Source organism: Streptomyces xiamenensis (genome assembly GCF_000993785.3).
GTDB lineage: Bacteria > Actinomycetota > Actinomycetes > Streptomycetales > Streptomycetaceae > Streptomyces > Streptomyces xiamenensis.
In genome coordinates this window covers 754,737-781,263 of sequence record NZ_CP009922.3, presented here as the reverse complement: position 1 = coordinate 781,263, position 26,527 = coordinate 754,737, and the positions used below count along the sequence as shown (strand labels likewise).

Sequence of the window (26,527 nt, the reverse complement as noted above, 5' to 3'; positions counted from 1 at the left end):
TGGCTCAACGGCCCCAGCGCAGCCCCGGCGTGCTCACCGGCGCGTCCCACAGCCGCAGCAGCTCCTCGTCCACCTGGCACAGCGTCACCGAAGCGCCCGCCATGTCGAGCGAGGTGACGTAATTGCCGACGAGGGTACGCGCCACCGGGATCCCGCGGGCCGTCAGAACCCGCTGCACCTCGGCGTTGAAGCCGTACAGCTCCAGCAGCGGCGTCCCGCCCATGCCGTTGACCAGCGCCAGCACCGGACCGTCCGGGCGCAGATCCTCCAGCAGCGCGTCCACCGCGACATCCGCGATCTCACCCGAGGTCATCATGGCGCGCCGCTCGCGGCCCGGCTCGCCGTGGATGCCGATGCCCAGTTCCAGTTCGCCCGCCGGCAGATCGAAGGTGGGGCCGCCCTTGGCGGGAGTGGAGCAGGCGCTGAGCGCGACCCCGAAGCTGCGGGAGGAGTCGGAGACCTGGCGGGCGATCGCCGCCACCCGGTCCAGGTCCGCGCCCTCCTCGGCGGCGGCGCCGGCCAGCTTCTCCACGAACAGGGTGCCGCCGGTGCCGCGCCGGCCGGCCGTGTAGGTGCTGTCGGTGACGGCCACATCGTCCTGGACGAGGACCTTGGCGATCTGTACGCCCTCGTCCTCGGCCAGTTCGGCCGCCATGTCGAAGTTGAGGACGTCGCCCGTGTAGTTCTTGACGATCAGCAGCACACCGGAACCGCTGTCGACGGCGGCGGCCGCTCGTACCATCTGATCGGGAACGGGAGAGGTGAAGACCTCCCCGGCACAGGCGGCGTCCAGCATGCCGGGGCCGACGAAGCCGCCGTGCAGCGGCTCGTGACCCGATCCGCCGCCGGAGACCAGGCCCACCTTGCCGGCCACCGGGGCGTCCCGCCGCACGATCACCCGGTTGTCGACGTCGACGACCAACTCCGGGTGGGCCAGGGCCATTCCGTGCAGTGCGTCGGAGACCACCCGTTCCGGGACGTTCATCAGCATCTTCATTCGGCCAGCCTACGGACGCGGGACCGGTACGGCACCCGGGCGCGCGGCGTCCGGGGGAGCGGGAACCCGGAGAGCGCGGGCGGGCCGGATGCGGAGCGGCGCCGCGCCGCACAGGGTGAGGGAGGAGGGGGACGCGGCGGCGGGCGGAGGAGGCCGAGGTGACGCACAGCAGACTGCGGGTGGCGCTGCTCATCGCGCTGACCTTCGCCACCGGCTCGGTGGACGCCGTCAGCTATCTGACCCTGGACCGGGTCTTCACCGCCAACATGACCGGCAACGTGGCGCTGCTCGGCTTCGCCGCCGCGGGGCACGGCGAGATCCCGCTGCTGCGCACGGGCATCGCGCTGGCGGCGTTCGTGGTCGGCGCGGTGGCGGCCGGACGGGTCGTACGGGAGACGGTGCCGCCCGGCGCCTGGCCGGCCCGGGTCGTCGCGGCACTGACCGCGAGCACCCTGACCCTGGTCCTGGTGACAGCCCTGTGGGCGGTCGCCACCCGTGACGTGCTGGCCGGGCTGCTCGGCTTCGCCATGGGGCTGCAGGGCGGCGCCGTCCGGCGGCTGGGCGTCGCCGACCTGCCCACCACCGTCATCACCAGCACGCTCACCGCGCTGGCGATCGCCGAGTCCCCGCGGCGGAGGCGCAGGCCGGCGGCCCCGGTGGCGCTGCTGCTGGGCGCCTTCGGCGGGGCTCTGCTGATTCACTGGCATCCGCTCCTGGGTCTGTTGCCGGCGCTGCTCACCCAGGTGGCGGTACTGGTGGTGGCCGCCGCCTGGGGTAAACCGGTGGCGGCGGGGCCGGGTGGTGGGGGAGGGTCGGCGCCATGGTGTCGATAGTGGAGAACGTGGCGATCGACTGCGCGAACGCCTACGAGCTGGCCGAGTTCTGGAGCAAGGTGACCGGATACCCGCAGCACGCGGAGGACGGTCCCGGCGCCGAGGAGACCCAGGTGCTGCTGCCCTCCGGGCCGCTGCTGCACTTCAACCAGGTGCCGGAGCCCAAGACCGTCAAGAACCGCATCCACCTGTGTCTGCGCCCGGACACCAGCTGCGAGGAGGAGACCGCACGGCTGCTGGACCTCGGCGCCACCCTGGTCGCGGACCACCGGCGGCCCGACGGAACAGGGTGGGTCGTCCTGGCAGATCCGGAGGGCAACGAGTTCTGTGTGCTGCGCAGCGCGTCCCAGCGCGCCGAGCACGCCGCCGACGGCTGAGCGGTCGGACCGGGCCCGACCGGTCCCGGTCCGGCGTCAGGCCCGCATCAAGTCCGCCAGCTGCTCCAGTTGCGCCCCGTCCTCCAGAGCCGAACCCACTCCCACCGCCCGGCAGCCGGCCGCCAGGAAGTCCTGGGCGTTGTAGGCGTCGACGCCGCCCGTCGCCACCAGCGACACGTCGGGGAACGGGGCGAGCTGGGCACGGACCCAGCCCGGGGTCAGCTGGGCGGCCGGGAACACCTTCAGCCAGCCGAGGCCGAGCGCCAGCGCCTGCGCGATCTCCGTGGCGCTCGCGACCCCCGGCAGATACGGCAGTCCGTGCTCACCGCAGGCCCCGGCCACCTCCGGCAGCATCCCCGGTGAGACGGCGAACGCGGCGCCCGCCACCGCCACCTCCCGCACCTGCGCCGCCGAGAGCACGGACCCGGCCCCGACCGGCAGCCCGCGCTCGGCCCCGGCGGCGACGGCGGCCCGCAGGGAGGAGAACGCGGACGGATCCTGGACCGGCACCTCGACCATCCGGATACCCAGGTCCCAGGCCCGCTCGCACAGTTCCACGGTGGCTTCCGGGTCGTAGCCCCGGAAGATCCCCATCACCGGGACACCGGCGAACGCCTCGTCGAAGAACGTGGAGCGGGGGAGGGGAAGATCCGTCATCGGGGCGACTCCTGTATGGCGCTGGGCGGTCCGTCCTTGTTCCCGCATCATCGGGCACGGTGCGCCCCGCGGCGCGCGCCGCGCGGGGCCGGCGCCCACGCGTGCCGTCGATCAGCTCACGGGCCCGGTCCGGGTACCGCGCGTACCCGCGCCGGGTGGTCGGCTTCGGCCCGGCCGGCGCCACCCGTCGGCGCCTGCGCCGAACGCCCGTCACCGCCGTCACCGCCGCCGCCCGCTGATCCGGGCCCCGCACCGCGGCACGCCGCCCGGCGAAGGCGGTCACCTCCTTGAGTGACGCGCTGCCGGACCCGATGGCCGCCGTGGCCGCCGCCCGGGCCGCCTCCAGCGCCTCCCCGGCCCGGCCGCTCACCGTCACGGGAGCGGATGGGGCCGTCATACTGGCCCCTGCGGAGACGTCTCCGCCCGGGTCGGGAATGGCGGAAGAAGGGGGACATGACGGAGCGTCCGGTGATTCACGGCCGGTATCAGCTGCTGGAGCTGATCGGCCGGGGCGGCATGGGGGAGGTCTGGAGCGCCAGGGACGAGGCACTGGACCGGCGGGTGGCCGTCAAATGCCTCAAGCCGCTGGGGTCGGGGCGCGAGGAGTCCTTCCTGCGGGTGCTGCGGCAGCGCTTCCGGCGCGAGGCGCGGGTGGCGGCCGGGCTCCAGCACCGGGGGATCACCGTCGTCCACGACTTCGGCGAGGACGACGGACTGCTGTACCTCGTCATGGAACTGCTCGTCGGCCGCAACCTCAGCCAGGTGCTGAACGAGGGCGGCGGCGCCCCGCTGCCCGTCGAGGACGTCACCGACATCGCGGCCCAGACCGCCGCCGCCCTCGCCTACACCCACGAACAGGGTGTGGTGCACCGCGACCTCAAGCCGGCCAACGTGATGCGGCTGACCGACGGCACCGTCAAGATCTGCGACTTCGGCATCGCCAGGCTCGCCCACGACATCGGGTTCTCCACCAAACTGACCGGCTTCGGCATGGCCATGGGCACCCCGCACTACATGTCGCCCGAGCAGATCGCCGGACAGCCCGTGGACCACCGCGGCGATCTGTACTCGCTGGGCTGTGTGCTGTACGAGCTGGCCACCGGCGCACCGCCCTTCGACCTCGGCGACCCCTGGGCCATCCTGATCGGCCACCGCGACCACCTCCCGGTACCGCCCAGCAGCCACCGCCCGGAGATCCCCGAACCGCTGGACCGGCTGATCCTCGCGCTGCTCGCCAAACGTCCCGAAGACCGCCCGGCGGACGCCGCTGTGCTGGTACGGGAGCTGGACGCCGGCCCGGTGACCCCGGCCGGCGGCAACGGCGGCGGCAGCGGCGTCGACGGCGAGGGACCGCTGCCGGAGTGGACCCGCGGGATGCGCGCCGGATCCCGGGCCAGCGGCTCGTGGTCGCTGCGCCTGCCGCCCCCCGACCGCACGTCCGGCCTCACCGGACCGTGGACCGGCCCGGTCACCAGCACGCTGCCCGGGCCGCGCCCCGCCCCCGAGTACCTGGCCGTGCTCGCCGGACGGCACCGCGCCGCCCTCGCGCTGGGCCGTCTCGACCGCTGGCCCGAGGCGTACGAGGCACACCGCGCGCTGGCCGCCGAACGCGAACGCGCCCTGGGAGCCGCTCATCCGGACACTCTGGCCAGCCAGTACCAGCTCGCCCACGCGCTGCGCCGCCTGGGCCGCTGGGCCGAGGCGCTCGCCGCCCACCGGCCGGTCGCCGCCACCGGGGCGCCCGAGGCGCTGGACGCCCGGTTCGAGATGGGCATCTGCCTGGGCCGGCTCGGCCACCCCGACCAGGCGCTGGCCCTGTACCAGGAGCTGATCGCGGTGTGCGCCGGCCGGTTCGGGGACCGCCATCCGCGGACGCTGCGCGCCCGGCACGGCCGGGGCATCTCGCTGGGGCGGCTGGGCCGCTGGGCGGAGGCACTGGCGGAGGCCCGGCAGGTGTGGTCGCTGCGCGCCAGGGTGCTGGGCCCCGACGACCGGGACACCCTCGTCAGCCGCCGCGAGATCGCCATCGCGCTGGGCTGGCTGGGCCGCTGGGCGGAGGCGCTGACCGAGTACCGGCAGGTGCGCCGGGCCCGGGAGAAGGTGCTCGGCGCCGCCCATCCGGACACCGCCACCAGCCGCAACGACGAGGCGTACTGCCTGGAACGCCTGGGCCGCCCGCAGGAGGCGGCACTGCTGTACCGGCGGGCGGCCGACGGCTGGGACAACGGGTGGGAGAGCGGCTGGGACAGCGGTGCCGGTCCCGGCGGATGACCGGCGCGGGCCACGTACCATTGCGGGTATGTCCTTTCTCCGCCGCCGCAGCGCCGCGTCCCCCGCGGGCCCGGACTTCGACGTACTGGCCATGGATCCCGGTGACTGGCCGGGAGTTCTGGGCGCCGGCCTGCTGCCCGCGCCCGACGGGAGCTGCCAGGGTGTGGTGCTGCGCTACGACCTGTTCGGCGGGCGCGGCCCCGCGATGGTCATCGGCAACCTCCCGCAGGGATCGCCGGCCCGCGACATCGAAGAGGACGATGTGCCCTTCGAGGTGCATCAGCTGCTCGCGGCCCTGGAGATCGACGAGGACGTGCGGGTCATCGGGTCCGAGGACATCCCGGTGATGCACGACGACAACCTGCTGATCGTGCACCGGATCACCTGCTCGGAGAGCCGGGTGTCCTGCGTGCAGTTCGACCGCAGCGACGGGGTGCTGGTCACCATCGCCAGCTGGGAGCGGCCGATCACCGACGAGCTGTACCAGCTGCTGAAGCCGCTGCCCGCGGAGATGTTCCAGCAGTAGCGCACGGCGCGGCCGGGGCCGGCCCGGGCCGCCTCAGGAGGGCGGCAGCAGGCGCACGTCGGCCGCCCGTACGTACCCGATCCGGTGGCCGACCTGGATCTGGTGGTACTCCTCGCCCCTGATCACCCGGTGCCGCGCCGGGTCGAAGGAGCGTGCCGCGAGGAACTCGGCGGATGTGCTCAGCCCGAGCGCGTACTCCTGGTCCGCCGGGAACTCCGCGATCGGCGTCACCTTCTCCGGCGGCAGGTCCTGCGGATAGGCGGCCGCCTCGGGGTAGGCGCGGCCGTACACCGGTACGGTGTCCCCCTTGCCGGTGCCGCTCAACCCGGTGACGCGCGCGCCGTCGGCGCGGTACGCGGTCCGGGCGTCCGGCGGGTTGTGGAACCAGCCCTTGCGGCCGTCGTACCAGATCGCCGTCCACTCACCGCGCTGCTCGGCGAGCACGAAGGTCTGTCCGGCCCCGGCGCGGGCGCCGGTGTCCCCGATGTCCAGCGAGGAGTTGCCCAGCAGCGGCGCCTTCGGGTCGGGGGAGGAGCGCAGCGCCACCCCGGAGAAGCCGTCGCCCGTGCCGCCCGCGTACGGCGGGTCGATGACCACCAGCGGGCCGTCGGCCACTTCCTCGGCCCCCGATCCGAAGGGCGCCCCGAGCAGGTCGAAGTAGTGCGCCCAGTCCCAGTACGGGCCCGGGTCGTTGTGCATGGCGGAGGCGTTCTCGGGCAGCATGGGCGGCACATTGTGGTGGCCGATGATGTGGTGCCGGTCCAGCGGGATGTCGTACGCGGCGGCCAGGTGGCGCACCAGGCGGGCGGAGGAGCGGTACATGGCCTCCGTGTACCAGGCGGTGGGCTCGGCCAGGAAGCCCTCGTGCTCGATGCCGATGGACTTGCTGTTGACGTACCAGTTCCCGGCGTGCCAGGCGACGTCCGAGGTGGGCACGTGCTGGGCGATCAGGCCGTCCGAGGAGCGCAGGGTGTAGTGCCAGGAGACGTAGCGCGGGTCCTCGATCAGCTCGGTCATGCTGTCGAAGTAGCCCTCGACGTCGTGGATGACGATGTATTCCACGCGCTGTGAGGCGGGCCGGTCGGCCTTGTCGTGGTTGCCGTAGTCGGGTTCGCCGTCGGCGCCGGGGTACTCCTCGTACGCGGCGGGCTGCCACACGCAGGTCACGTCGGCGGGGCATTCGGTGGCGTCCGCCGTGGCGTTCGCGGCGCCGGGCAGGCCGAGCAGCGCCAGTTGGGCGGTGGCGGGGGACAGGCGCGGGTGGGCGGGCAGGTGCAGGTACTGGCCCTCCGGGGTGCGGCGGGCCTGGCCCTCGGCGAGGACGGTGTACAGCTCGTCGGCGAAGGCCGCGGCGCCCTGCGCGGTGTCGGCGCCGGAGTAACGGGCCACCGCCCCGTACCAGTTCGCCGGGTCGGGGCTCGCGGGCAGGCCGAGGTCGCGCTGGGCGCGGGCGAGGAGCGCGGCCCCGCCGGCGGCGTTGGCGGCCCGGTCGGTGCGCAGCCGTTCGGCGGGCAGGCCGGTCAGTTCGGCGGCGCGCTTCACGGTGGCCCAGCCGGGGCCGTCTTCCCGCAGATGCATCGGGCCGTGGCCGCCGGTGACCGAGGGGGCGCCGTCGTGGTGTTCCCAGCGGGAGTGGAGGTAGCCGAGGCCGAGCAGGAGCGCCTCGGGCACCTCGTAGCGCTCGGCGGCGGCGCCGAACGCCTGCCGCAGGGACGTTTCGTGCGGCGGTGCCGGTGCCGGTGCCGCGGCGAGTGCGCCGCCGGGGAGCAGCAGTGCCGTCGCGACGGCGAGGCCAAGGGCGGCGCGGGACGCGCGGCCGCCGGCGCGGTGTACGGACTCCACGCTCGTATGACTATATGTCCGCTATGCGCGAGTCAACGACCTCACCCGCGCGCCGCCCGGCCCGCACCGCCTCAGCGCGTCCCCACCGCCGCCCGTACCGCCCGCCGCGCCAGCGCCCAGTCGTCGTGCAGCCGGCGCAGCAACAGCCGCTGCTCCTCGCCGTACGCCATCCCGCCCGCCGTCGCCGGACCCGGCGCCGCCCGCATCGCCCGCTGCACCGCCTCCTCACAGATCCGGATCTCCCGGGTGAGGATCAGCATCAGATTCACCAGGAAGGCGTCCCGTCCGGCCGGGCCCGACGTCTGCGCCGTCTGGCTGATCCGGCGGCGCGCCAGCGGCGCGTCCCCCAGACACGCCCACAGCGTCGCCAGGTCGTACCCCGGCAGGTACCAGCCCGCCGCGTCCCAGCCCACCAGCACAGGGCCGGTCGGCGACAGCACCACACTGCTCACCAGCGCCTCGCCGTGGCAGAACTGCCGCGGCAGCTCCTGCCCCGGGTCCCGCAGCCCGCGCAGCCCGTGCAGCAGCGCCTGCAGATCGCCGATGTCGCGATCGGTGAGCAGCCCCAGCGCGTGGTAGCGGGCCAGCTGCGCCGGATAGTTGACGGCGTCGTCGAAGGCACCGGGCGGCGGCTGCCACTGGCCGAGCCGCACCAGCGCGCCCAGCAGTGCCCGCTCGTCCGCCACGCTCGGCGGCGACAGCGGATGCCGCACGCCGGCGGCCGGCCGCCCCGGGATGAACTCCGTCACCAGCGTGCAGCTGTGCGGATCGGCGGCCACCAGCTTCGGCACCCGGACCGGCGGCCGGTGCCGTACGAAGCTGCGGTACGCCGCTATCTCCTGCCGGGCCCGTTCGGCCCGCGCCGGTTGGGCGGGGGCGTCCAGCAGGCACTTGGCGACGGCCGCCCGCCGCCCCGTCATCCCGGCGATCACCAGGGAGGGGCCGCGCTCCCGCAGGACCTGGACCGCGCTGAACTCCGGACAGATCTCCTGCACCGCGGCCAGCGCCGCACGCAGCCGGGCCCCACGCGCACCCGAGAGGTCCAGCCGGGCACCGCCCGGCGGCGGGACGGCACGGCCGCCGGCCCGGACGGGTCGCTCAGCGGTGAGTGCGGCGGTCTGGGCGCCTGCGCCGGTCCGGTCGGCCAGGCGCGGCCGGGGCCGGTTGAACACGGGTGAGGGTGCTGAGTACATGGGCGGGCAGGGTCCCTTCGTACGCCGGTACGTTCGAGGGCGCTCCCGGCCCGGGCCCGCACGGGCATCCTGGGGAATGCCCGCCGGAGACCGGGACGGGGTTGCGCGGTTCTACAGCACCGCCCCGGGCGGGTGGCGCACCACCAGGCGGACCCTGGCGAACCCTGGCGAATGGGCATCGCGACCCTCCTTGGCGGTTACTGTCAACTCAGCCGAGATCCTGGGGGCTTGACGTGAGCAGACGACCCAACACCCGCCTGGCCGACCTGTTCAGGCTGGCGGGGTGGTCCAAGGGCGAACTCGCCCGCCTGGTCAACCGCCAGGCGGCCGCCCAGGGCCATCCCCAGCTGTCCACGGACACCTCACGGGTACGGCGCTGGATCGAGGTGGGGGAAACCCCCCGCGATCCGGTGCCCGGGGTGCTGGCGGCGCTGTTCACCGAGCGACTCGGCCGTGTCGTGACCATCGAGGATCTCGGGTTGCGCCGGCCAGGGGATGCGGGGACACGCCAGTCCATCAACGGGCTGCCGTGGGCTCCCCGGCGGACAGCCGAGGTTCTCACCGAATTCACGGGAATGGACCTCATGCTCAACCGACGCGGCATGGTGGGCGCGGGCGCCGCGCTCGCCGCAGGCTCCGCACTCAGCGACGCCATGCACGACTGGCTTCTGACCCCTCCCGGCTCAGGTGCCTCCTCCCCCTCCGAACTCACTTCCGGCAGTATCGATTCAGCGGGCCTCGACCGGTACGAGGCGGCCCCGGTCGGCTCCGAGGAGATCGACGCCCTGGAAAGCTCCGTCGACATCTTCCGCGCCTGGGACGCCAAGAAGGGCGGCGGACTGCAGCGCAAGGCGGTGGTCGGCCAGCTCAACGAGGTGGGCGGCATACTCGCCTACCGCCACCCCCGCATCTGCAGCGGCGGTTGTGGGGGGTGGCGGCCAACCTGGCCGTCCTGGCGGGCTGGATGTCCCACGACGTGGGCCTGGAACCCACCGCACAGAAGTACTTCGTGATAGCCGCCCACGCGGCCAAGGAGAGTGGTGACCGGCCCCGGACCGGCGAGGCGCTGTCCCGGGCGGCACGCCAGATGGTGCACCTGGGCCGGCCCGACGAGGCGCTGGACCTGATGCAGCTCGCCAAGCGCGGCGCCGGGGACGAGGCGCTGCCGCGCACCCGCGCCATGCTGTTCACCATCGAGGCGTGGGCACAGGCGTCCCTGGGACGCGGGCAGTCGATGCGCCGTACCCTGGGCGAGGCCGAGGACCTGTTCGTCTCCGACCGCACCGACGTGCCGCCGCCGAGCTGGATGCAGATGTTCGACGAGGCGGATCTGCACGGGATGCAGGCCCTGGCGTACCGCACCCTGGCCGAACACGACCCGGCGGCGGCCCGGATCGCCGAGCGGCACGCCAACGAGGCGCTGGCGCTGCGGATCAAGGACCGGCAGCGGGCCATGCTGTTCGACCAGATCTCGCTGGCCTCCGCGCACTTCATCGCGGACGAACCCGATCAGGCCACGAACACGGCGCGGCTGGCCCTGCACAGCATCCGCGAGAACTCGTCCCTGCGGACCTGGGACCGGCTGCGCCAGATGTACCGGCTCAGCGCCTACTACCGGGGCTACGCCACGGTGGACGAACTGCGGGAGGAACTGGAGGCCGCCATGCCCAGGGCACTGCCCTCGGGCAGCGCCAGGGTCTGAGGGCTGTCCGGCACATCCCGCCCACCCGGGGACACCTCCCGGCCGCCGGGCCGGGAGCGTCGCGGGCCGGGCGGGAGGTGACAGCCCTCCGGCCCCGCGCACCCGGGTGCCCTCCGCGGACCGGGCCACCCGGCGCGCCGGGCCGCTCCGGGAGAATCCCGCCCACCTGATGGAGGGAGATCCGATGGGCGAGGTGGACACGGCCGTCGCGGCCGGGACCGGTGCCCGGGTCCCGCACCCGATCACGGACGCCGACCGCGAGGGGAGTCACCGCCCGCCGGGCACTGTGCGCACCGACGGCGCGTGAGCCGGGATCGGGCACGGAGCGGGCACCGAACGGGTGGGGGACGCGCCGGGACAGTCATCCGGGGCGGATCACGGACACCGGCGGACGCCGTCCGTCACGGCCGGATCCGCACCACCAGCACACACGCGTCGTCCTCGCGCGGCATCCCGGCCTCCTGCGACGCGGACACCAGGACCCGCAGACACTCCCCGGCGCTGCCCGCCGCCGCCAGCCGGCCGGCCAGCGCCAGCAGCCGCTCGTTCCCGTCGTGATCCTCCCGCGGCGCCCCGGCGGCCCGGCTGTCCGAAAATAGCCCGTCGGTGTGCAGCACCAGCACGTCCCCGGGCTCCAGCCGTTCCACCCGCTCCTCGTACCCCGCCCCCGACAGCGTGCCCAGCAGCGGGCCCACCGGCCGCGCCAGCGCCCGCCCCGCGCCCGCCCGGCACAGCAGCGGCGCCGGATGGCCCGCCTGCGCCCAGGTCAGCAGCCGTTCGCCCGGCTGGTAGCGGCAGCACAGCGCGCTGGCCAGCAGCGGATGACTGCCCAGATCGAGCAGTTCGTTGAGATGCCCCAGCACCGTCCCGGGGCCCGCCCCCGTCAGCGCGATCCCGCGGATCGCCCCCAGCGCCGTCGCCGTACCCGCCGTGGCCACCGCCCCCCGGCCCGGCAGATCGCCCAGGCTCAGCACGGTGCCGCCGTCCGCGAGCTCCAGCGAGTCGTACCACTTCCCGCCCGGCGCCCCGCCGTCCAGCGCGGGCAGATAACGGGCGGCCAGCTCCAGCGAACCGGACGGTCCGCGCTGCGCCGGCACGGTCCGTGACGCCGGTCTCGCCAGCCAGGGCGCGGGACCGCTCTCCGCCGGTTCCTGGAGTTCCACCGTCAGCCGGTGCCCGGCCAGCGCCAGCCGTCGCAGCTGCCGCGTCTCTTCCCCCGGCCGCCCCTCCTCGTCCTCCCGCTCCCTGTCCTCCTCGTCGAGCCCGGTGATGTCACGGATCACCGCCCACATCGCGACGGTGCCACCCGCCTCGTCCAGCACCGGTTCGCCCGCCATCCGCACCGTGCGCCGCGAACCGTCGGGGCGGTTGACGCGGAACTCGCAGTCCATCGCCCGCCCGTCCACCAGACAGCCGGTCATCGCGGCCGACAGCGCCGGCTGATCCGCGGCCACCAGGCAGGACGGCAGCTGGTCCAGGGTGAGCGGCCCGTCCCGTTCCGAGCGCCCGAAGATCGCGAACAGCTCCTGCGACCACACCGCCCCATCCGTCAGCAGGCTCCACTCCGCACTGCCGATCCGCGCCCCCAGCCGTACCGTCCCGGCCTCCTCCGCCGCCCGCGCCGGATGCGCCGCGGCTCCGGGCAGCTGCGGAGCTGCGGCCGGTAGCGGCCGCAGCTCCGCCAGCTGCCGGCCGAACTCGTCCAGCCGCTCGGTCGCCGCGTCCCAGGCCGCCCGGCGCAGCGGCGAGCGTTCCGCGTGCCGCAGCGTCCGCGCGTCCTCCCGCAGCCGGCGGGCCCTGGCCATCAGGGTGTCGAACTGATCGAGGGTGTCGAAGGTGTCGCTCCCTGCTGGCAGATCGTTCGCGGAGGATTCCGAATGGGGGGAGGAGAGCATGTCTGATCCCTGATACCTGGTACGGCGCGCGGTTCGTGCCGGACACCGACGCCGGTCGGAACCAGGCGCGGTTGACTACCGACTGTGCCATGCCGCGCGCCGCTCCGTAAGAGATTCGGCCGCTTGCCGCCGGGGCATGGCCGAGGACACTTCGACAGCGGGCCGACCGCAGGTGTAGACAGGCTTCCAACGGCAAGGATGACCGGCGTCCCACTGCTCGATCCGGAAATCCCGTTGCCACCGGACTTCCCCAACCGGATGCTGACTCATATGTTCGCCAGTCCCATCGAAACAGACATAGCGCCCAGCGGAACCCTTCTCGGGCTTCTCCAGCGAGGGCGCGGCGACGGATGGCTGCACGCCCTCGCGGCGCCACGGCCGGACGCCGTCGCCGCGCTGAACCACTGCGTGCTCCGCGACCCACGCCCGGACTGGCAACTCGAACACCGGTCGCTCTACTACGCGCGCCTCTACCGCGAGCTGGACGCCCCGCTCGACGCCATCGGCGAGCACCTCTTCGACCCCGTCGACGCCTTGGAGGAGTGCGAGCAGCGCACCGGACTCGCGCTGTCCGTCCTGGGCCACCTGGTGACCGCGGGGCGGCAGGACGCGCTGGCGCTGCTGCGCCGGTACGCGGTGACCGGCGCCAACTGGCGCTGGGCCCTGGACGAGCTGGCGGTGCGCGAGGACGACGCCGGGCTGCGCGAACTGGGCCCCGCGATCCTGGCCCGCTTCCCCGGCACCGAGGCAGGCGAGCGCGCCCTCATCGAAGCCGTCCGTGACTCCTTCGAACCCCGCCCCTGGCACCTGTGGGCCGAGGACCCCGCCCGCTCCGGCCAGCGCGAGCGGCTGGCCAGAGCCCTGGAGATCGGCGATTTCGACCGCTGGCAGCGCCAGCTGCGCCCGCCGACCCCGCAGCCGGGCTGGAGTGTGCGTGCCGTCCTGGACTGGGCCAGGGAAGGGTACGAACAGACCCCGCGCCAGTGGCGGGAGGCCGCCGCGGCTCGCTGTCTCGGCGCGGTGGCGGGCCCCGGCGACCGCGAGGTGCTGCTCCGGGCGGCCGTGGAAGGGCCCAGCCCGGTGGTGCGGGCCGCCGCCCTGCGCCACCTCGCCGAACGCGGCGACCCGGCCGTCTTCGAGCTGATCCAGCGGGCGGCGGAGGAGCCGGACGAGGAGCTGGCCCAGGCGGCGGTCACCGCGTACGCCCGGATGAACGACGACGGCGCGCTGCGCCAGGCGCGCGGCTGGCTGGAGCGGACGGACGAACTGGGCCGCACCGCCGCCGTGATGCTCGCCCGCCGCGGCTCCGCGCCGGACGCGCCGGGCGTGCTGGCCGCGCTGCGCCGGGTGGTGCGCACCAGGGGTACCGACGCCAAGGAACTGCGGGCCCTGGTGGAGGGCTCGGCCCGGCTGGCCATAGGACCGGCGGTGCCGGTGCTGCGGCACATCTACCGGCAGACCATCTCCTCCCAGCTGCGCGGCCACACCGCCCGGGCGCTGGCCGTCACCGACCCGACGTTCGCCTCGGGGTTCGCGGTGGAGTGCCTGTGGGACTGCGAGGAGGAGACCAGGGAGGTCGCCGCCCACCATGCCGCCACGGCGGACGCCCGCGTCCTGGACCGGCTGCGTTCCCTGGCAGCGGACCCGGCCGAGCAGGAGGGCGTCCAGACGGCGGTCAGGGGCCGGCTGGCACCGTCCTGAGCGGGCGGGTGCCGCAAGGGCGGACACGCCGGCTGCCCCGCGCGCCCGCGGCCGGCCTTACGGCGCTGCAATCGCCCCCGTGCTGAGCTGAGTTCATGAAGAGCACAGCGAACGACGGACGGGTGGGGCGGGCGCCCCGGAAGCTGCGGGTGTGGTGCGCGGCCGGCGCGGTGGCGGCCGGGGCAGTGGTGGGCGCCCCACCGGCACAGGCCATCACCGGTGGCGAACAGGCCACCACCACCTACTCCTTCATGGCCTCCCTCCAGGACACGGGCGGCGAACACTTCTGCGGCGGCACGCTCATCGCGGCGCGGTGGATCCTCACCGCCGAGCACTGCGTGCTGGCCGACCCGGGCGACGCCGAGAGCGACCTGCGGGATCCGGCCACGATCCAGGTCCGGGTGGGCAGCAACGACCGCACCCGGGGCGGCGAGGTGCGTCGCGGCGAACGGATCGTCGCCGCCCCGGCGGACCCGGACAGCGGCCAGGACATGGCCCTGCTCGCATTGGACGCCCCGGTCGCGGCCGCGCCCGCCGCCCTGCCCCGCCGGGCCCCGGACACCGGGGACCCCGTGCGCACCATCGGCTGGGGCGACCACCGGCTGCCGGAGAACCCGGGCGACCCGTGGGGACCGCGTCCGGTGAAGCTGCGGCAGCTGGATTCGCGCCTCATCGCCCCCGAACGCTGCACCGGCATCAGCGGCGAACCCATCCTTCCCGGGGAGCTGTGCGTGCGGGCCCTGCCCGGTGAGGGCAGCACGTGGCCGCAGACCGCGCGGGCGGGCGACTCCGGCGGCCCCCTGCTGACGCGGACCCACGGCACCTGGACCGTCGTCGGGGTGGTCTCCCGGGGCAGCCTCGACCAGCACGGCGTCTACGGTTCCAGCCACGCCGAGCGGGAGTGGATCCGGGACACCGTCACCGGGTGACACCGCGGCCGCTCACCCGCCCGCCGCCCCTCACGCGCGGCGACGGTACGTATGCTCGGCGTCACGCAGGGTCTCCGGATGACCGAGGAGCGCGGGTGAGCGGACGCTGGGAGTTCTGGGTCGACCGGGGCGGCACCTTCACCGATGTGGTGGGGCGGCGGCCCGACGGTTCGCTGGCGACGGCCAAGCTGCTGTCGCACGATCCCGGGCGGTACCGCGACGCCGCCGTCGCCGGGATCCGGCGGATGCTGGGCCTCGCGCCCGGCGAGGAGGTGCCCGCCGAGCGGATCTCCGTCGTGAAGATGGGCACCACCGTGGCCACGAACGCGCTGCTGGAGCGGCGCGGTGAGCCCACCGTGCTGCTGATCAGCGCCGGCTTCCGGGACGCCCTGCGCATCGCCTACCAGAACCGGCCGCGGCTCTTCGACCGGCGGATCGTGCTGCCGCGGGCGCTGTACGAGCGGGTCATCGAGGTGCCGGAGCGGGTCGGTGCCCACGGGGAGATCGTCGCCGCCCTCGACGAGCACGCCCTGCGCGCCCGCCTGCGCCGGGCCCACGCCGCCGGGTACCGCAGCGCCGCCGTCGTCCTCCTGCACGGTTACCGGTACCCGCAGCACGAGCGGGCCGTCGTCCGGCTCGCCCGGGAGGCGGGGTTCACCCAGGTGTCCGCCTCCCACGAGGTCAGTCCGCTGATCCGGCTCGTCACGCGCGGGGACACGACGGTCGTCGACGCGTATCTCTCCCCCGTGCTGCGCCGGTACGTGGCGCGGGTGGCGGGCGAACTGCGCGGCGTACGGCTGATGTTCATGCAGTCCAGCGGCGGCCTGCGGGAAGCCGGCCACTTCCGCGGCAAGGACGCCGTCCTGTCCGGGCCGGCCGGTGGGGTGGTCGGGATGGCACGCAGTTGCGCCGAGGCCGGCCACGACCGGGTCATCGGCTTCGACATGGGCGGCACCTCCACCGATGTCTCGCACTACGCGGGGGAGTTCGAGCGGGTCTTCGGCACCGCCGTCGCCGGGGTCCGGATGGGCGCGCCGATGATGGACATCCACACCGTGGCGGCCGGTGGCGGCTCGCTCCTGTGGTTCGACGGGACGCGCTACCGCGTCGGCCCCGAGTCGGCGGGCGCGGTGCCGGGCCCGGCCTGCTACCGGCGCGGCGGGCCGCCGACGGTCACCGACGCCAATGTGATGCTGGGACGCGTCCAGCCAGGACACTTCCCCGCCGTGTTCGGTCCGGGCGGGGACCAGCCGCTGGACGCCGCCGTGGTGCGGGAGGAGTTCGCGCGGCTCGCACGGGAGATCTCCGGCGCGACCGGGGACACCCGCACCCCGGAGCGGGTCGCGGCCGGTTTCCTGGAGATCGCGGTGCTCGGCATGGCCAACGCGGTGAAGAAGATCTCCGTGCAGCGCGGTCACGACGTCACCCGGTACGCCCTGGCGAGTTTCGGCGGCGCCGGCGGGCAGCACGCGTGCGCGGTCGCCGACGCGCTGGGCATCGAGACCGTCATCGCCCCGCCGCTGGCCGGAGTGCTCTCCGCGTACGGGATCGGGGTGGCGGACGCCACCGCCCTGCGGGAACACTCCATCGAGACGGAGCTCACCCCCGAAACCCTGGGCGGCGTACGGGAGATGTGCCGGGAACTGGCGCGGCGGGCCCGCGCCGAACTGCTCTCCGACGGCATCCCGCCCGAGTCCGTCCGCACCGTCTCCCGGCTCCATCTGCGCTACGCGGGCACGGAGGCCGACCTGCCCGTCGAGCTCGGCGAACTCGACGCCATGACCGAGGAGTTCACCGCCGCCCACCGGGCCCGCTACGGGTTCGCCATGGACAAACCACTGGTCGTCGCGCTGGCGGTCGCCGAAGCCGTGGGGGCCGCGGGGCCGGCCGCACCGGGGAGGCCGACCCCGGCGCGCGGCGCGGACGAGCCGCCACCGGAACCCGTCGACCGGGTACGGATGTACGCGGCGGGACGCTGGTACCCGCGGGCCGCGCTCCACCGGCGGGCCGATCTGCGGGCCGGGGACGCCGTGGAGGGGCCGGCGATCATCGCCGAGCCGGACGCCACGACCGTCGTCGACCCGGGGTGGCGGGCCGAGTCCGGGCCGCGGGGACATCTGATCCTGCGGCGGGTGCGGGACCGGCCGCGCACCGCCGCCGTGGGCACCGCGGTGGACCCGGTGCGGCTTGAGATCTTCAACAACCTCTTCATGGCGATCGCCGAACAGATGGGCGTGCGGCTGGAGAACACCGCGCACTCCGTCAACATCAAGGAGCGGCTGGACTTTTCCTGCGCCCTGTTCGACGCCTCGGGGAACCTGATCGCCAACGCGCCGCACATCCCGGTGCATCTGGGCTCGATGGGGGAGTCCATCAAGGAGGTACTGCGGCGCAACGCCGGCACGATGCGCCCCGGCGACGTGTACGCGATCAACGATCCGTATCACGGCGGGACCCATCTGCCCGATGTCACGGTCGTCACCCCGGTGTTCGGCGAGGGCGGCGGAGCCGGGACGGACGGGCCGCAGCTGCTCTTCCTCGTCGCCTCCCGCGGGCACCACGCCGAGATCGGCGGCATCACGCCCGGCTCCATGCCCGCCTTCAGCCGCACCATCGACGAGGAGGGCGTGCTCTTCGACAACTGGCTGCTGGTGCGCGACGGCGTCCTGCGCGAGGCCGGGACCCGGGCGCTGCTCACCGGGGCCCGCCACCCCTCCCGGAACCCGGACGCCAATCTCGCCGACCTGCGCGCCCAGATCGCCGCGAACGAGAAAGGCATCGCCGATCTGCGCGCCCTGATCGACCAGTTCGGCCTGGACGTGGTGCACGCCTACATGGGGCACGTCCAGGACAACGCCGAGGAATCGGTGCGCCGCGTCATCGGGGCGCTGCACGACGGCTCGTACCGCTACGAGACCGACGCCGGGGCCGTCATCCGGATCGCGGTCACCGTGGACCGCACGAACCGGTCCGCCGTGCTCGACTTCACGGGCACCTCCGCGCAGCGGCCCGACAACACCAACGCGCCCTCCTCGGTGGTGATGGCGGCGGTGCTGTACGTCTTCCGTACCCTCATCGCGGACGAGATCCCGCTCAACAGCGGGTGCCTCAAGCCGCTGGAGGTACGGATTCCGCCCGGCTCGATGCTGGCGCCCGCCCATCCGGCCGCCACCGTGGCCGGCAACGTCGAGACCTCCCAGGCGGTCACCGGCGCCCTGTACGCCGCGCTCGGGGTCCAGGCCGAGGGGTCGGGCACCATGAACAACCTCACCTTCGGCAATGACCACGTCCAGTACTACGAGACGATCGCCAGCGGGTCCGGCGCCGGGGACGGGTTCCGCGGCGCCGACGCCGTGCAGACCCACATGACCAACTCCCGGATCACCGACCCCGAGGTCCTGGAGTGGCGCTACCCGGTCCGGGTGGAGGAGTTCCGCGTCCGCGAGGCCAGCGGCGGGCCCGGCCTCCGGCGCGGCGGGAACGGGGTGCGGCGGCGGATCCGGTTTCTGGAGCCGATGACGGTCACCGTGCTGTCCGGCCACCGGCGGGTGCCCCCGTACGGCATGGCGGGCGGCGGGCCCGGCGCGCTCGGCCGCAACGCGGTGCGCCGTGCCGACGGCCGTACGGAGCCGCTCGCCGGTGCCGACACCGCGCGGGTCGCGGCCGGGGACGAGGTGATCATCGACACGCCGGGCGGCGGGGGGTACGGGCCACCCGCCCCCGGCCCCCGCCCGCACCCGGCGCGGTCCGGCGAAGAGGACGAGTTCTAGGGAACGCCCGGCCCGTACCGGCCGGCGTGCGGCGCGAACAGGTCCAGCAGCCGGGTGCGGGCCGCCCGCACCCGGAAGGCCAGGATCTCGGCGATCACCCGCAGCAGCGCGTACCCGAAGTCCGGATCGTCGTCGCACACCGCCTGCACCTGCGCCCCGTCGAACTCGTACGCCCGCACCGGACTGAGCGCCTCCGCACCGAAATCCCACTCGTACGGCGGAAACAGCCACGACCAGCCCAGCAGATCGCCGGTCTCCAGCGAGGTCACCGGGGTCGGGCGCGGGCCCGACAGCTGCATGTCCAGGGTGACGGTGCCCGAGCGCAGCACCCAGAACCGGTCTGCGCGCCCCTTCTCCTCGAAGATCCGTTCGCCCTGGTCGAAGGACACCTCCTGCGCCAGTGCCATCAGCCGCTCCCGGTGCGTGGGCGGCAGCACCCGCAGCAAGCGCGTGGAAGCCGTCATCGCCGCGCCTCCTCCCGTGCCTTCCCGTTCTCTCCATGGCACCCCATTCGGGCGCATCCCGCATCCCCGGCCGCCTGCCGCGCCGCCCCGGCCTCCACCGCCCCCGCTCCCGCCGCGCGCCCGCCCGGCCCCCGGCGTTCAATGGGGGCAGGGAAAGGGCCCGCCCCAGCGGCCGAGGAGGAATGTGACCGCCAGCCCCGATCCACTGCCCCTGGACGCCGCCGTGGTACTGGTGCTCGGCGCGCGCGACGAGGTACTGACCTGTACCCCGGACGCCGCGGAACTGCTGGGGCGGCCCGCCGAGCACATCACCGGGCAGCGCCTCGACCAGCTGCTGGATCGCGTCGAACACGGCTGCGCCACCCTCGCCCGCCCCGGGCGCCCGGATTCCCTGCGCCTGCGGCTGACCACCGTCGATCTTCCCGGCGGTGGCACCGCGCGCCGCCTGGTAACCCTCACCCCCGAGGACGCGGCGCACCGCCACGAGGAGGACCAGGCGCTGGTCCGCGCGCTGTTCTCGCAGCGCCGCGTCGGCATCGCCATCCACCGCACCGACCTGCGAATCACCCGCATCAACCTCACCCCGCAGGTGCTGCTGAGCGCCACGAAGACCGATGAAGGGCAGGCGCGGCCGTCGCCGCTGCCCGCCCCGATCAGCGCCATGCTGGTTCCCGAGGACGCCGACGCCCTCAGCGGCCGGCTGCGCCAGGTCGTGGACAGCGGCGAGCCCGTCATCGACTGGGAGCACACGGCACGGCTGCGGGACGCGCCCGACGACGAACGGGTGCTCAGCATCCAGATGTTCCAGCTGCGCGACCGCGCCGAACGGGTCCAGGGCGCCGTCAGCATCTTCACCGACATCACCGAGCAGTACATCTCGCGCCGCCGGATGGCCCTGCTGCACGCGGTCGCCGAACGCATCGGCGCCACCCTCGACATCGCCGCCAACGCCCAGGAACTGGCCAAGGTGCTGGTGCCCGGCTTCGCCGACCTCGCCGGCGTCGACATCTCCGGACTGATGCTCGGCGGCGACGAACCCGAGTGGACCGTGCCCGGCGCACAACTGCGCCGGCTCGGCGGCGAGATCGCCCACGGAGAGTGGCCCGCCGAGGTCTACCCGCCCGGAGCGCTCTTCCGCGTCGAAGAGTTCGCAGACCCCCGGCTGACCGGCGACCGCGCGCTGCGCGAGCCGCTGCCCGAGGCGGTGCGGACCACGCCGCTGACCCCGCCGGGCGCCGAGCCGGGACCGGCCGCGTACCAGCTGCCGCAGGGGCCGGGGTCACGGATGATCGTGCCGCTCACCGCCCGTGGCCAGGTCCTGGGCGCCCTGCACCTGTGGCGCGCGCCGGGGCGGCTCACCTTCACCCTCCAGGACGCCTGGCTCGGCGAGGAGATCGGCTCCCGGGCCGCCCTCAGCCTCGACAACGCGCGGCGTTACACCCGCGAGCACCGCACCGTCGAATCGCTCCAGCGCAGCCTGCTGCCGCAGCCCGTCGTCGAGCTGAGCGCCGCCCGCACCGCCGGCAGCTACGTCGCGGCCCGCACCGCCGCCGGTACGGGCGGCACCTGGTACGACGTGATCCCGCTCTCCTCCGCGCGGGTCGCGTTCGTCATCGGTGACATCGCCGGGCACGGCCTGAACGCCACCGCCACCATGGGCCGGCTGCGTACCGCCGTACAGACCCTCGCCGACCTCGACCTCGCCCCCGAGGAACTGCTCACCCGCCTCGATGACCTGGCCATCCGGCTGGCCGACGCCGAGCAGGAACCGCGCGACGGCACCGGGGCGGTCGGCGCGACCTGCCTGTACTGCGTGTACGACCCGGTCAGCGGTGACTGCACCATGGCGGGCGCCGGACGGGTGCCCCCGGTCCTGGCCCTGCCGGGACGGCCGCCGGAGGTCGTGCCGCTGAAGGCGGGACCGCCGCTGGGAGTCGGCGGCACCCCCTTCGAATCCGTCCGGGTGCGGCTCGAACCGGACAGCTGGCTGCTGCTGTTCAGCGACGAACTGGTCGCCGCCAGGGCCGGCGACGGTGACATCCTCGAACCGGCGGAGAACACCCCGGAGGAGCGGATGGAACTGCTGCGCGCCGAACTCTCGGCGGCAGGCGACCGCACCCCCGCCGAACTGGGCCGCGCCGTCCTGGACGCGCTGCTGCCCCGCCGCACACCCGACAGCGAGGTGGCGCTGCTGGTCGCCCGGGTCCGCACCCTGCCCGAGGACGCCACGGCGCACTGGAGTTTCGCCGCCGACCCCGCCGTGGTGGGCGAGGCCCGCAACGCCGTCCTCGACCGGCTGACGGAGTGGGGGCTGGACGCCAACGTCTTCGCCACCGAACTGATCGTCAGCGAACTGGTCACCAACGCCATCCGGTACGCGGGCGGCCCCGTCGAACTGCGGCTCATCCGGGACGAGACGCTCATCTGCGAGGTCTCGGACCCCAGCGAGACGCAGCCGCACCTGCGCCGCGCCCGGCCCACCGACGAGGGCGGCCGGGGACTGTTCCTGGTCGCGCAGCTCGCCCATCGCTGGGGCAGCCGCTACACCTCCCGGGGCAAGACCATCTGGACCGAACAGCTCCTGGACACGGAACCGGGGTAGGCGATGGTGGACGGCGGACCGGAGCGCAGAGCCGGGGCCATGGCCGGCGGCGCCATGCCGGACCGGTCCAGCGGAGCCCTGACCGACCTGATGCGGCAGGCCGTCTTCGTGCAGGACGAGAGCGGCGCCATCATCCTGTGGGGCCCGGAAGCCCAACTGCTGTTCGGCTACCCGCCCGAGCGGGCGCTGGGGCAGCAGGCCGCTGACCTGCTGCTCCCCGACGGGCCCACCGGGCCGGCGCGGGAATGGCAGCGTACGGCGCGCACCGGGCGCGAGTGGGCGGGCGTGCTGCCGGCCCGGCACGCCGACGGGCACACCCGGCTGGTCGAGGTCCGCAGCCGCCCCGCCCCGGCGCCCGGCGGCGCCGTCTGCATCCTCAGCCAGGCCGCCGACGCCGGCACCCTGCGCGAACTCGCCTCCGACCTCGCCCTGTCCACCGGGCTCATCAACCAGTCCCCGGTCGCCCTGGGCCTGTTCGACACCGATCTGAACTGGCGGCGGGTCAACCCCGCGCTCGCCCGGCTGCACGGGGTCCCGGCATCCGAGCTGATCGGCCGCTCGTTCGGCGCGACACTGACCGAGACCGACGTCAGCGGCGTCGGCGAGGTGCTGCGCCGGGTCCTGGAGACCGGCCGCCCCGTCATCGACCACCGCACCACCGGACGTACCCCCGCCGACCCCGACCGCGACCACGTGTGGTCCGCCTCCTTCTACCGTCTTGACGAGCCGGACGGGCGCCCGCTGGGCGTGGCGATGTCCGCCATCGACGTCAGCGAACGGGTGCGCGCCAACAACGAGGTGGCCAGGGCCCGGATACGGCTCGCGCTGATCGCGGAGGCGGGCACCAGGGTCGGCACCACCCTCGATCTGCGGCAGACCGCGCACGAACTGGTGCGGGCCGCCGTACCGCGCTACGCCGACCTGGCGGGCGTCGACATCCTCGACGCGGTGCTCGGCGGCGGCGCGGCCCCGCCCGTCCAGCGCGACGGTTCGGCGGTCTTCCGGCTGCTGGCGTTCGCCGGCGGCGAGGGCACGGCGCTGGAGCCGGCGGCGCGGGACATCGGCAGCCCGGTGACCTTCGGCCCGGCCAGGATCAACACCCAGGCGGTGCGGCACTCCCGCCCGATCCTGCTGGCGAAGGCCACCGCGCAGGGGCTGCGGCGGCTGACCCGCGACGAACGGGAGGCACGGCTGCTGGAGTCCGCCGGGGTGCACTCCGTCCTGGTCACCCCGCTCATCGCACGCGGCGAGGTGCTGGGCACCCTCACCCTCATGCGGACCACCGGCAGCCGGGCGTTCGACGAGGAGGACCGGGAGCTGGCCGGGGAGCTGGCGGCGCGCGCCGCGATCAGTGTCGACAACGCCCGGCTGTACACCAGGGAACGGAACACCGCGCTCACCCTCCAGCGCAGCCTGCTGCCGCAACTGCCTCAGGAACGCTCGGACATCGAGATCGCCTACCGCTACCGGCCCGCCGTCTCCGAGGTCGGCGGGGACTGGATCGATGTGCTGCGGCTGCCCGGGGGGCGGTTCGGCCTGGTGGTGGGCGATGTGATGGGCAAGGGGGTGCGGGCCGCGGCCATCATGGGGCAACTGCGCTCCACCATCCGGGCGCTGGCCCGCATGGGAGTGCCCCCGGCCGAACTGCTGGGGCATCTGGACGGCATCGCGGAGTTCCTCGGCGACTCGATCGCCACCTGCCTGTACGCGGAGTGCGACCCCCGCGAGGGATGGTGCGAGCTGGCGAGTGCCGGGCACCTGCCCCCGGTGCTGGTGCAGCCGGACGGGCGGGGCGAGTTGCTGCGACTGCCCCGGGCGGTGCCGCTGGGGGTGGGCGGTGTGCCGTTCCTGAGCGTCCGGTTGCGGCTGGCCCCGGGGGCGACACTGGCGCTGTTCACGGACGGTCTGGTGGAGGAGCGCGGACACTCGATCGACGAGGGGCTGCGGGCGGTGCTGCGGCTGCTGGAGGGGCCGGCCGGTTCACTGGAGGAAACCTGCGACACTGTGCTGGGCATCCGGGGGCGCGACACCGCTCCGCAGGACGATGTCGCGCTGCTGGTGGCGCGGGTGCACCGGGGTGGGGCCGACAGCGAGAAGCGGTCCGCGTGACCGGCCGCTGTTCCGCCGTGCCCGCGACCGCGCCCATGGCCGAGGCCGGGGCGGGAGCCGAAGTCGAAGCCTGAGCCGCCCTGTCCGTATCCGTACCAAACGAACCATCCACACCATCCGAACGATCTGGGTCATCCGAACCATCCGTGCCGAATCGATCAATGTCCGTGCCACCGCTTAGTGTGGGATCCGTGACCGCACCAGCAGGAACGACCCACGCGACCCCGGCCCCGGGTCCCGCCGCCGACGAAGGGCTCGCCCGGCGGCTGCGCGCGCTGGCCTGCACCGCGCCCCTGCACGACCTGGACGCCCGCAAGGCCAACCTCGCCGGCGAGTACGGCACCTACGCCATGGCGGAGGTCGCGCTCGCCGCCATCGATCTGGTCACCCTCAGCATGGACTTCGACACCGGGGCCGACCACGAGCAGGTCGTTCTGCGGCTGCTGCCGCGCGTCGCGGCCCAGGCGCCGCGGCGGGCCGCCGCCGAACACGAGCGGGTGGCCCGCTGGGTGCTCGACAACCTCATCAACGTCGGCAGCGTGGACCGCGGTTTCCGCGCCGTCTACGGCACCTTCGGGCCCGACGGCGCCTATGTGCGCCGCGACTACGACTTCAAGCTGATCGAGGAAGTGCCGGGGCCTGGCGGCGGGGTGTACCTGCGCACCACCGACGAGGCCGTCAACGTCCTGGTCGGCGCGCTGGACACCGACGTCACCAGCGCCCAGATCGCCGCCGAGGTCAAGCTGGAGGTGCTGATCAGCCGTGGCCGGCTCGCCGACGCCCAACTCGCCGCCGAGGCCGCCCGCTACCGCACCGTCCAGTACGCCGAGACGCTGCGCCGCGCCCTGGAGGCCACCCGGCGCAACGTCCGTGCCGTCGACTGGCTGCGCACCGTGCCCGACCTCATCGGCGAGGCGCTGGAGCACATCGCCGACCGCTACCGGCACGAGAACGCCATCCTCACCAACATCCGGCGCGCCAGGGACGAGGCCATAGAGCCCGAGAACAAGCTGCGCGCCGCAGAACTGGTCGACATCGTCAAGGACTGCATCCGCCGCCACACCCAGCTCCAGTCCCGGCTGCTGGAGGCCGGGCCGCTGTTCCGCGCCGAGCAGGACCGGCAGGCGTTCGCCCCGCGGGCCGCCCGGGCCGGCGTCGACCTCTACGGTCAACTGCTGGCCCCGCTGCTGCCCGAGCCGCTGGAGCGGGCCGCCCGGGTCACCGACGCCTACTTCGCCAAGGGCACAGGACCGCGCACCCCCGGTGCGGTGCGCCTGGCCGACCTGACCGAACTGCTGCTGACCCCGCCCGCGCCCCGCGAACACCTCGGCGCGGAACTGCCGGAGCCGGACCTCGTCGCCACCCCCGACGACTCCCGCTTCAGCGAGGAACAGCTGGCCGCCGCCCTGGAGATACTGGACCTGCCGCCCGACGCCCCGCGCCGGCTGTCCGGACTGCTGGAGCAGGCCCGCCGCAAGGCCCCCGCGGACCCGGAACTGCCCTATCTGCTGACCCTGCTGGCCGTGCACGCCGCCAGCCCTCCGGTGGGCACCGCCTATCGGCAGGGCGAACGCCGGCTGCTGTTCGCCGTCGACGACGGCACGGTGCTGCGGGACCCGGAGTTCGGCGGCGCCGACCTGATCGTCGGCACCGCACTGCTGGACGCGGCCTCGATGGCCGCCGACCGCTCGGAGAGCACGTCATGACCACCGCAGCCGACGCCCTGGGAACGGAAGGCGACGACGAGGGCGCCGCGCCCCCGCCGTCGGCAGCCGCCCCCGTCACCCCGGCGGACGCCGCCGACGCCGCACGGCTGGTCAGCTTCGGGCTCCAGCCCAAGCTGCTGCCCGCCCGCGACGCCGAATACGCGGGACTGCTGCGCCGCTACCAGGAGGAGCCCACGTTCGCCCGGCTCGCCGACGCCGTCGCCACCGGGCTCGGGCTGGTCGTCCTGGAGGTGTCCACCCGCGCCGGGATGGCCATGACCGCCGCCGAGGACTCCGTGTTCGCGGTCCGCATGAGCGAGTACGCCCGCCGCACCACCGCCGACTCCACCGACCGCTTTCTGCACGGCCTGGCCCATCTCGCCGTCGCCGCTCTGGCCTTCCCGCGCCCCCAGGACCTCGCCGACGACGGCTACATCGGCCGCATCACCATCAACGGGGTGGACTCCTTCGTACGGCAGGCCTGCCGGCGCCTGGAGCAGCGCGCCGCCGAGGAGGGGGAGAACACCGACCCGGCCTCCGGCGCGCCCGGCCTGGAAGCCGCCTGGCGGGTGTACGCGCGGCGCAGTGCCACCGGGGCGACCAAGGACGCGCGGCGGCTGGCCGGTTCCACCACCGGCATCGTCGGCAAGGCGGTGGCGTTCCTCACCGACTCCGGCTTCCTCCAGCGCACCGGGGACGACGCGGGCGGCGCGTACCGCACCACCGCCCGCTACCAGCTCCAGGTCCGCGACATGGCGGCCGGGGCCGCGCTGAGCGAACTGCTGGAGCTGGGCATCGTGCCGGTGAGCGACGGCAGCGCCTCGCTGCTGCCACCCGACACCACCGACGACCTCGACCTGGTGGACGGCGCGGGACTGCCGTTCCACAGCTGACCGTTCCGCTTCCGGCCCCGCCCTCGGCCGTTCCCCGCCGGCCGGCCACCCGACACCACC

Annotated in this window: 18 protein-coding genes and 1 pseudogene; 13 read left to right on the top strand and 6 right to left on the bottom strand. The window is 74.3% G+C overall.

Translation table 11 applies throughout. The features are described 5' to 3' along the window. Positions 1 to 4: 4 nt before the first annotated feature. Positions 5 to 997 carry a dihydroxyacetone kinase subunit DhaK gene (gene dhaK, locus SXIM_RS03460; protein WP_046722910.1) on the bottom strand — a complete coding sequence of 331 codons (993 nt, stop codon included), beginning with the start codon at positions 995 to 997 and terminating at the stop codon, positions 5 to 7. Between the two features lie 158 nt (positions 998 to 1,155). Between dhaK and SXIM_RS03455 the strand changes: the two genes are divergently transcribed. Continuing rightward, positions 1,156 to 1,830 carry a YoaK family protein gene (locus tag SXIM_RS03455; RefSeq protein WP_046722909.1) on the top strand — a complete coding sequence of 225 codons (675 nt, stop codon included), beginning with the start codon at positions 1,156 to 1,158 and terminating at the stop codon, positions 1,828 to 1,830. After that, on the top strand, positions 1,818 to 2,207 hold the full coding sequence (locus SXIM_RS03450) for a VOC family protein (protein ID WP_046722908.1): 390 nt from the start codon (positions 1,818 to 1,820) through the stop codon (positions 2,205 to 2,207). The genes SXIM_RS03455 and SXIM_RS03450 overlap by 13 nt, the downstream gene beginning before the upstream one ends. Positions 2,208 to 2,243: 36 nt before the next feature. Here the strand turns inward: SXIM_RS03450 and SXIM_RS03445 are convergent, their stop codons facing one another. Further along, positions 2,244 to 2,864 (bottom strand): bifunctional 4-hydroxy-2-oxoglutarate aldolase/2-dehydro-3-deoxy-phosphogluconate aldolase, encoded by a 621-nt coding sequence (locus SXIM_RS03445; RefSeq protein WP_030728008.1) that lies wholly within the window; start codon positions 2,862 to 2,864, stop codon positions 2,244 to 2,246. A gap of 453 nt (positions 2,865 to 3,317) precedes the next feature. Here SXIM_RS03445 and SXIM_RS03440 point away from each other — a divergent pair, with 453 nt between their 5' ends. After that, on the top strand, positions 3,318 to 5,135 hold the full coding sequence (locus tag SXIM_RS03440; protein ID WP_046722907.1) for a serine/threonine-protein kinase: 1,818 nt from the start codon (positions 3,318 to 3,320) through the stop codon (positions 5,133 to 5,135). Positions 5,136 to 5,163: 28 nt separating this feature from the next. Beyond that, entirely contained in the window at positions 5,164 to 5,661 is a 498-nt protein-coding gene (locus tag SXIM_RS03435) for a hypothetical protein (protein WP_030728004.1), read from the top strand. 33 nt (positions 5,662 to 5,694) lie between these two features. Here the strand turns inward: SXIM_RS03435 and SXIM_RS03430 are convergent, their stop codons facing one another. Further along, entirely contained in the window at positions 5,695 to 7,503 is a 1,809-nt protein-coding gene (locus tag SXIM_RS03430; RefSeq protein ID WP_046722905.1) for an N-acetylmuramoyl-L-alanine amidase, read from the bottom strand. A 71-nt stretch (positions 7,504 to 7,574) separates the two neighbouring features. Then, positions 7,575 to 8,696 (bottom strand): aminoglycoside phosphotransferase family protein, encoded by a 1,122-nt coding sequence (locus SXIM_RS03425; protein WP_046722904.1) that lies wholly within the window; start codon positions 8,694 to 8,696, stop codon positions 7,575 to 7,577. A 233-nt stretch (positions 8,697 to 8,929) separates the two neighbouring features. Between SXIM_RS03425 and SXIM_RS03420 the strand changes: the two are divergent. Together SXIM_RS03420 and SXIM_RS28480 are read left to right on the top strand one after the other, a co-directional pair. Beyond that, positions 8,930 to 10,398: pseudogene (locus tag SXIM_RS03420) on the top strand (DNA-binding protein NsdB). Between the two features lie 184 nt (positions 10,399 to 10,582). Then, positions 10,583 to 10,705, top strand: a complete 123-nt coding sequence (locus SXIM_RS28480; RefSeq protein WP_267880985.1) for a hypothetical protein — start codon at positions 10,583 to 10,585, stop codon at positions 10,703 to 10,705. Between the two features lie 94 nt (positions 10,706 to 10,799). Here the strand turns inward: SXIM_RS28480 and SXIM_RS03415 are convergent, their stop codons facing one another. Next, a complete protein-coding gene (locus SXIM_RS03415; protein WP_046722902.1) occupies positions 10,800 to 12,293 on the bottom strand; it encodes a PP2C family protein-serine/threonine phosphatase in 1,494 nt (497 codons plus the stop codon). 270 nt (positions 12,294 to 12,563) lie between these two features. Here SXIM_RS03415 and SXIM_RS03410 point away from each other — a divergent pair, with 270 nt between their 5' ends. The 3 genes from SXIM_RS03410 to SXIM_RS03400 all read left to right on the top strand — a co-directional run bounded on the left by SXIM_RS03410 (position 12,564) and on the right by SXIM_RS03400 (position 18,693). Beyond that, entirely contained in the window at positions 12,564 to 13,994 is a 1,431-nt protein-coding gene (locus tag SXIM_RS03410) for a HEAT repeat domain-containing protein (protein ID WP_030727988.1), read from the top strand. 95 nt (positions 13,995 to 14,089) lie between these two features. Then, positions 14,090 to 14,923, top strand: coding sequence for a S1 family peptidase (locus SXIM_RS03405; protein ID WP_052385061.1), 834 nt, complete (start codon positions 14,090 to 14,092; stop codon positions 14,921 to 14,923). Between the two features lie 95 nt (positions 14,924 to 15,018). Next, positions 15,019 to 18,693 carry a hydantoinase B/oxoprolinase family protein gene (locus tag SXIM_RS03400; protein ID WP_046722901.1) on the top strand — a complete coding sequence of 1,225 codons (3,675 nt, stop codon included), beginning with the start codon at positions 15,019 to 15,021 and terminating at the stop codon, positions 18,691 to 18,693. Here the strand turns inward: SXIM_RS03400 and SXIM_RS03395 are convergent. Beyond that, positions 18,690 to 19,157 (bottom strand): Crp/Fnr family transcriptional regulator, encoded by a 468-nt coding sequence (locus SXIM_RS03395; RefSeq protein WP_030727979.1) that lies wholly within the window; start codon positions 19,155 to 19,157, stop codon positions 18,690 to 18,692. The genes SXIM_RS03400 and SXIM_RS03395 overlap by 4 nt on opposite strands. A 184-nt stretch (positions 19,158 to 19,341) precedes the next feature. Here SXIM_RS03395 and SXIM_RS03390 point away from each other — a divergent pair, with 184 nt between their 5' ends. The 4 genes from SXIM_RS03390 (at position 19,342) to SXIM_RS03375 (ending at position 26,467) form a co-directional block, all read left to right on the top strand. After that, complete coding sequence (locus SXIM_RS03390; protein WP_043176945.1) at positions 19,342 to 21,759, top strand: ATP-binding SpoIIE family protein phosphatase; 2,418 nt, start codon at positions 19,342 to 19,344, stop codon at positions 21,757 to 21,759. 3 nt (positions 21,760 to 21,762) lie between these two features. Next, on the top strand, positions 21,763 to 23,868 hold the full coding sequence (locus tag SXIM_RS03385; RefSeq protein ID WP_246156829.1) for a SpoIIE family protein phosphatase: 2,106 nt from the start codon (positions 21,763 to 21,765) through the stop codon (positions 23,866 to 23,868). A 161-nt stretch (positions 23,869 to 24,029) separates the two neighbouring features. Further along, complete coding sequence (locus SXIM_RS03380) at positions 24,030 to 25,574, top strand: hypothetical protein (RefSeq protein ID WP_043176944.1); 1,545 nt, start codon at positions 24,030 to 24,032, stop codon at positions 25,572 to 25,574. Further along, positions 25,571 to 26,467: a hypothetical protein gene (locus tag SXIM_RS03375; RefSeq protein WP_046722900.1), complete on the top strand. Its 897-nt coding sequence runs from the start codon at positions 25,571 to 25,573 to the stop codon at positions 26,465 to 26,467. The genes SXIM_RS03380 and SXIM_RS03375 overlap by 4 nt, the downstream gene beginning before the upstream one ends. Positions 26,468 to 26,527 lie beyond the last annotated feature (60 nt).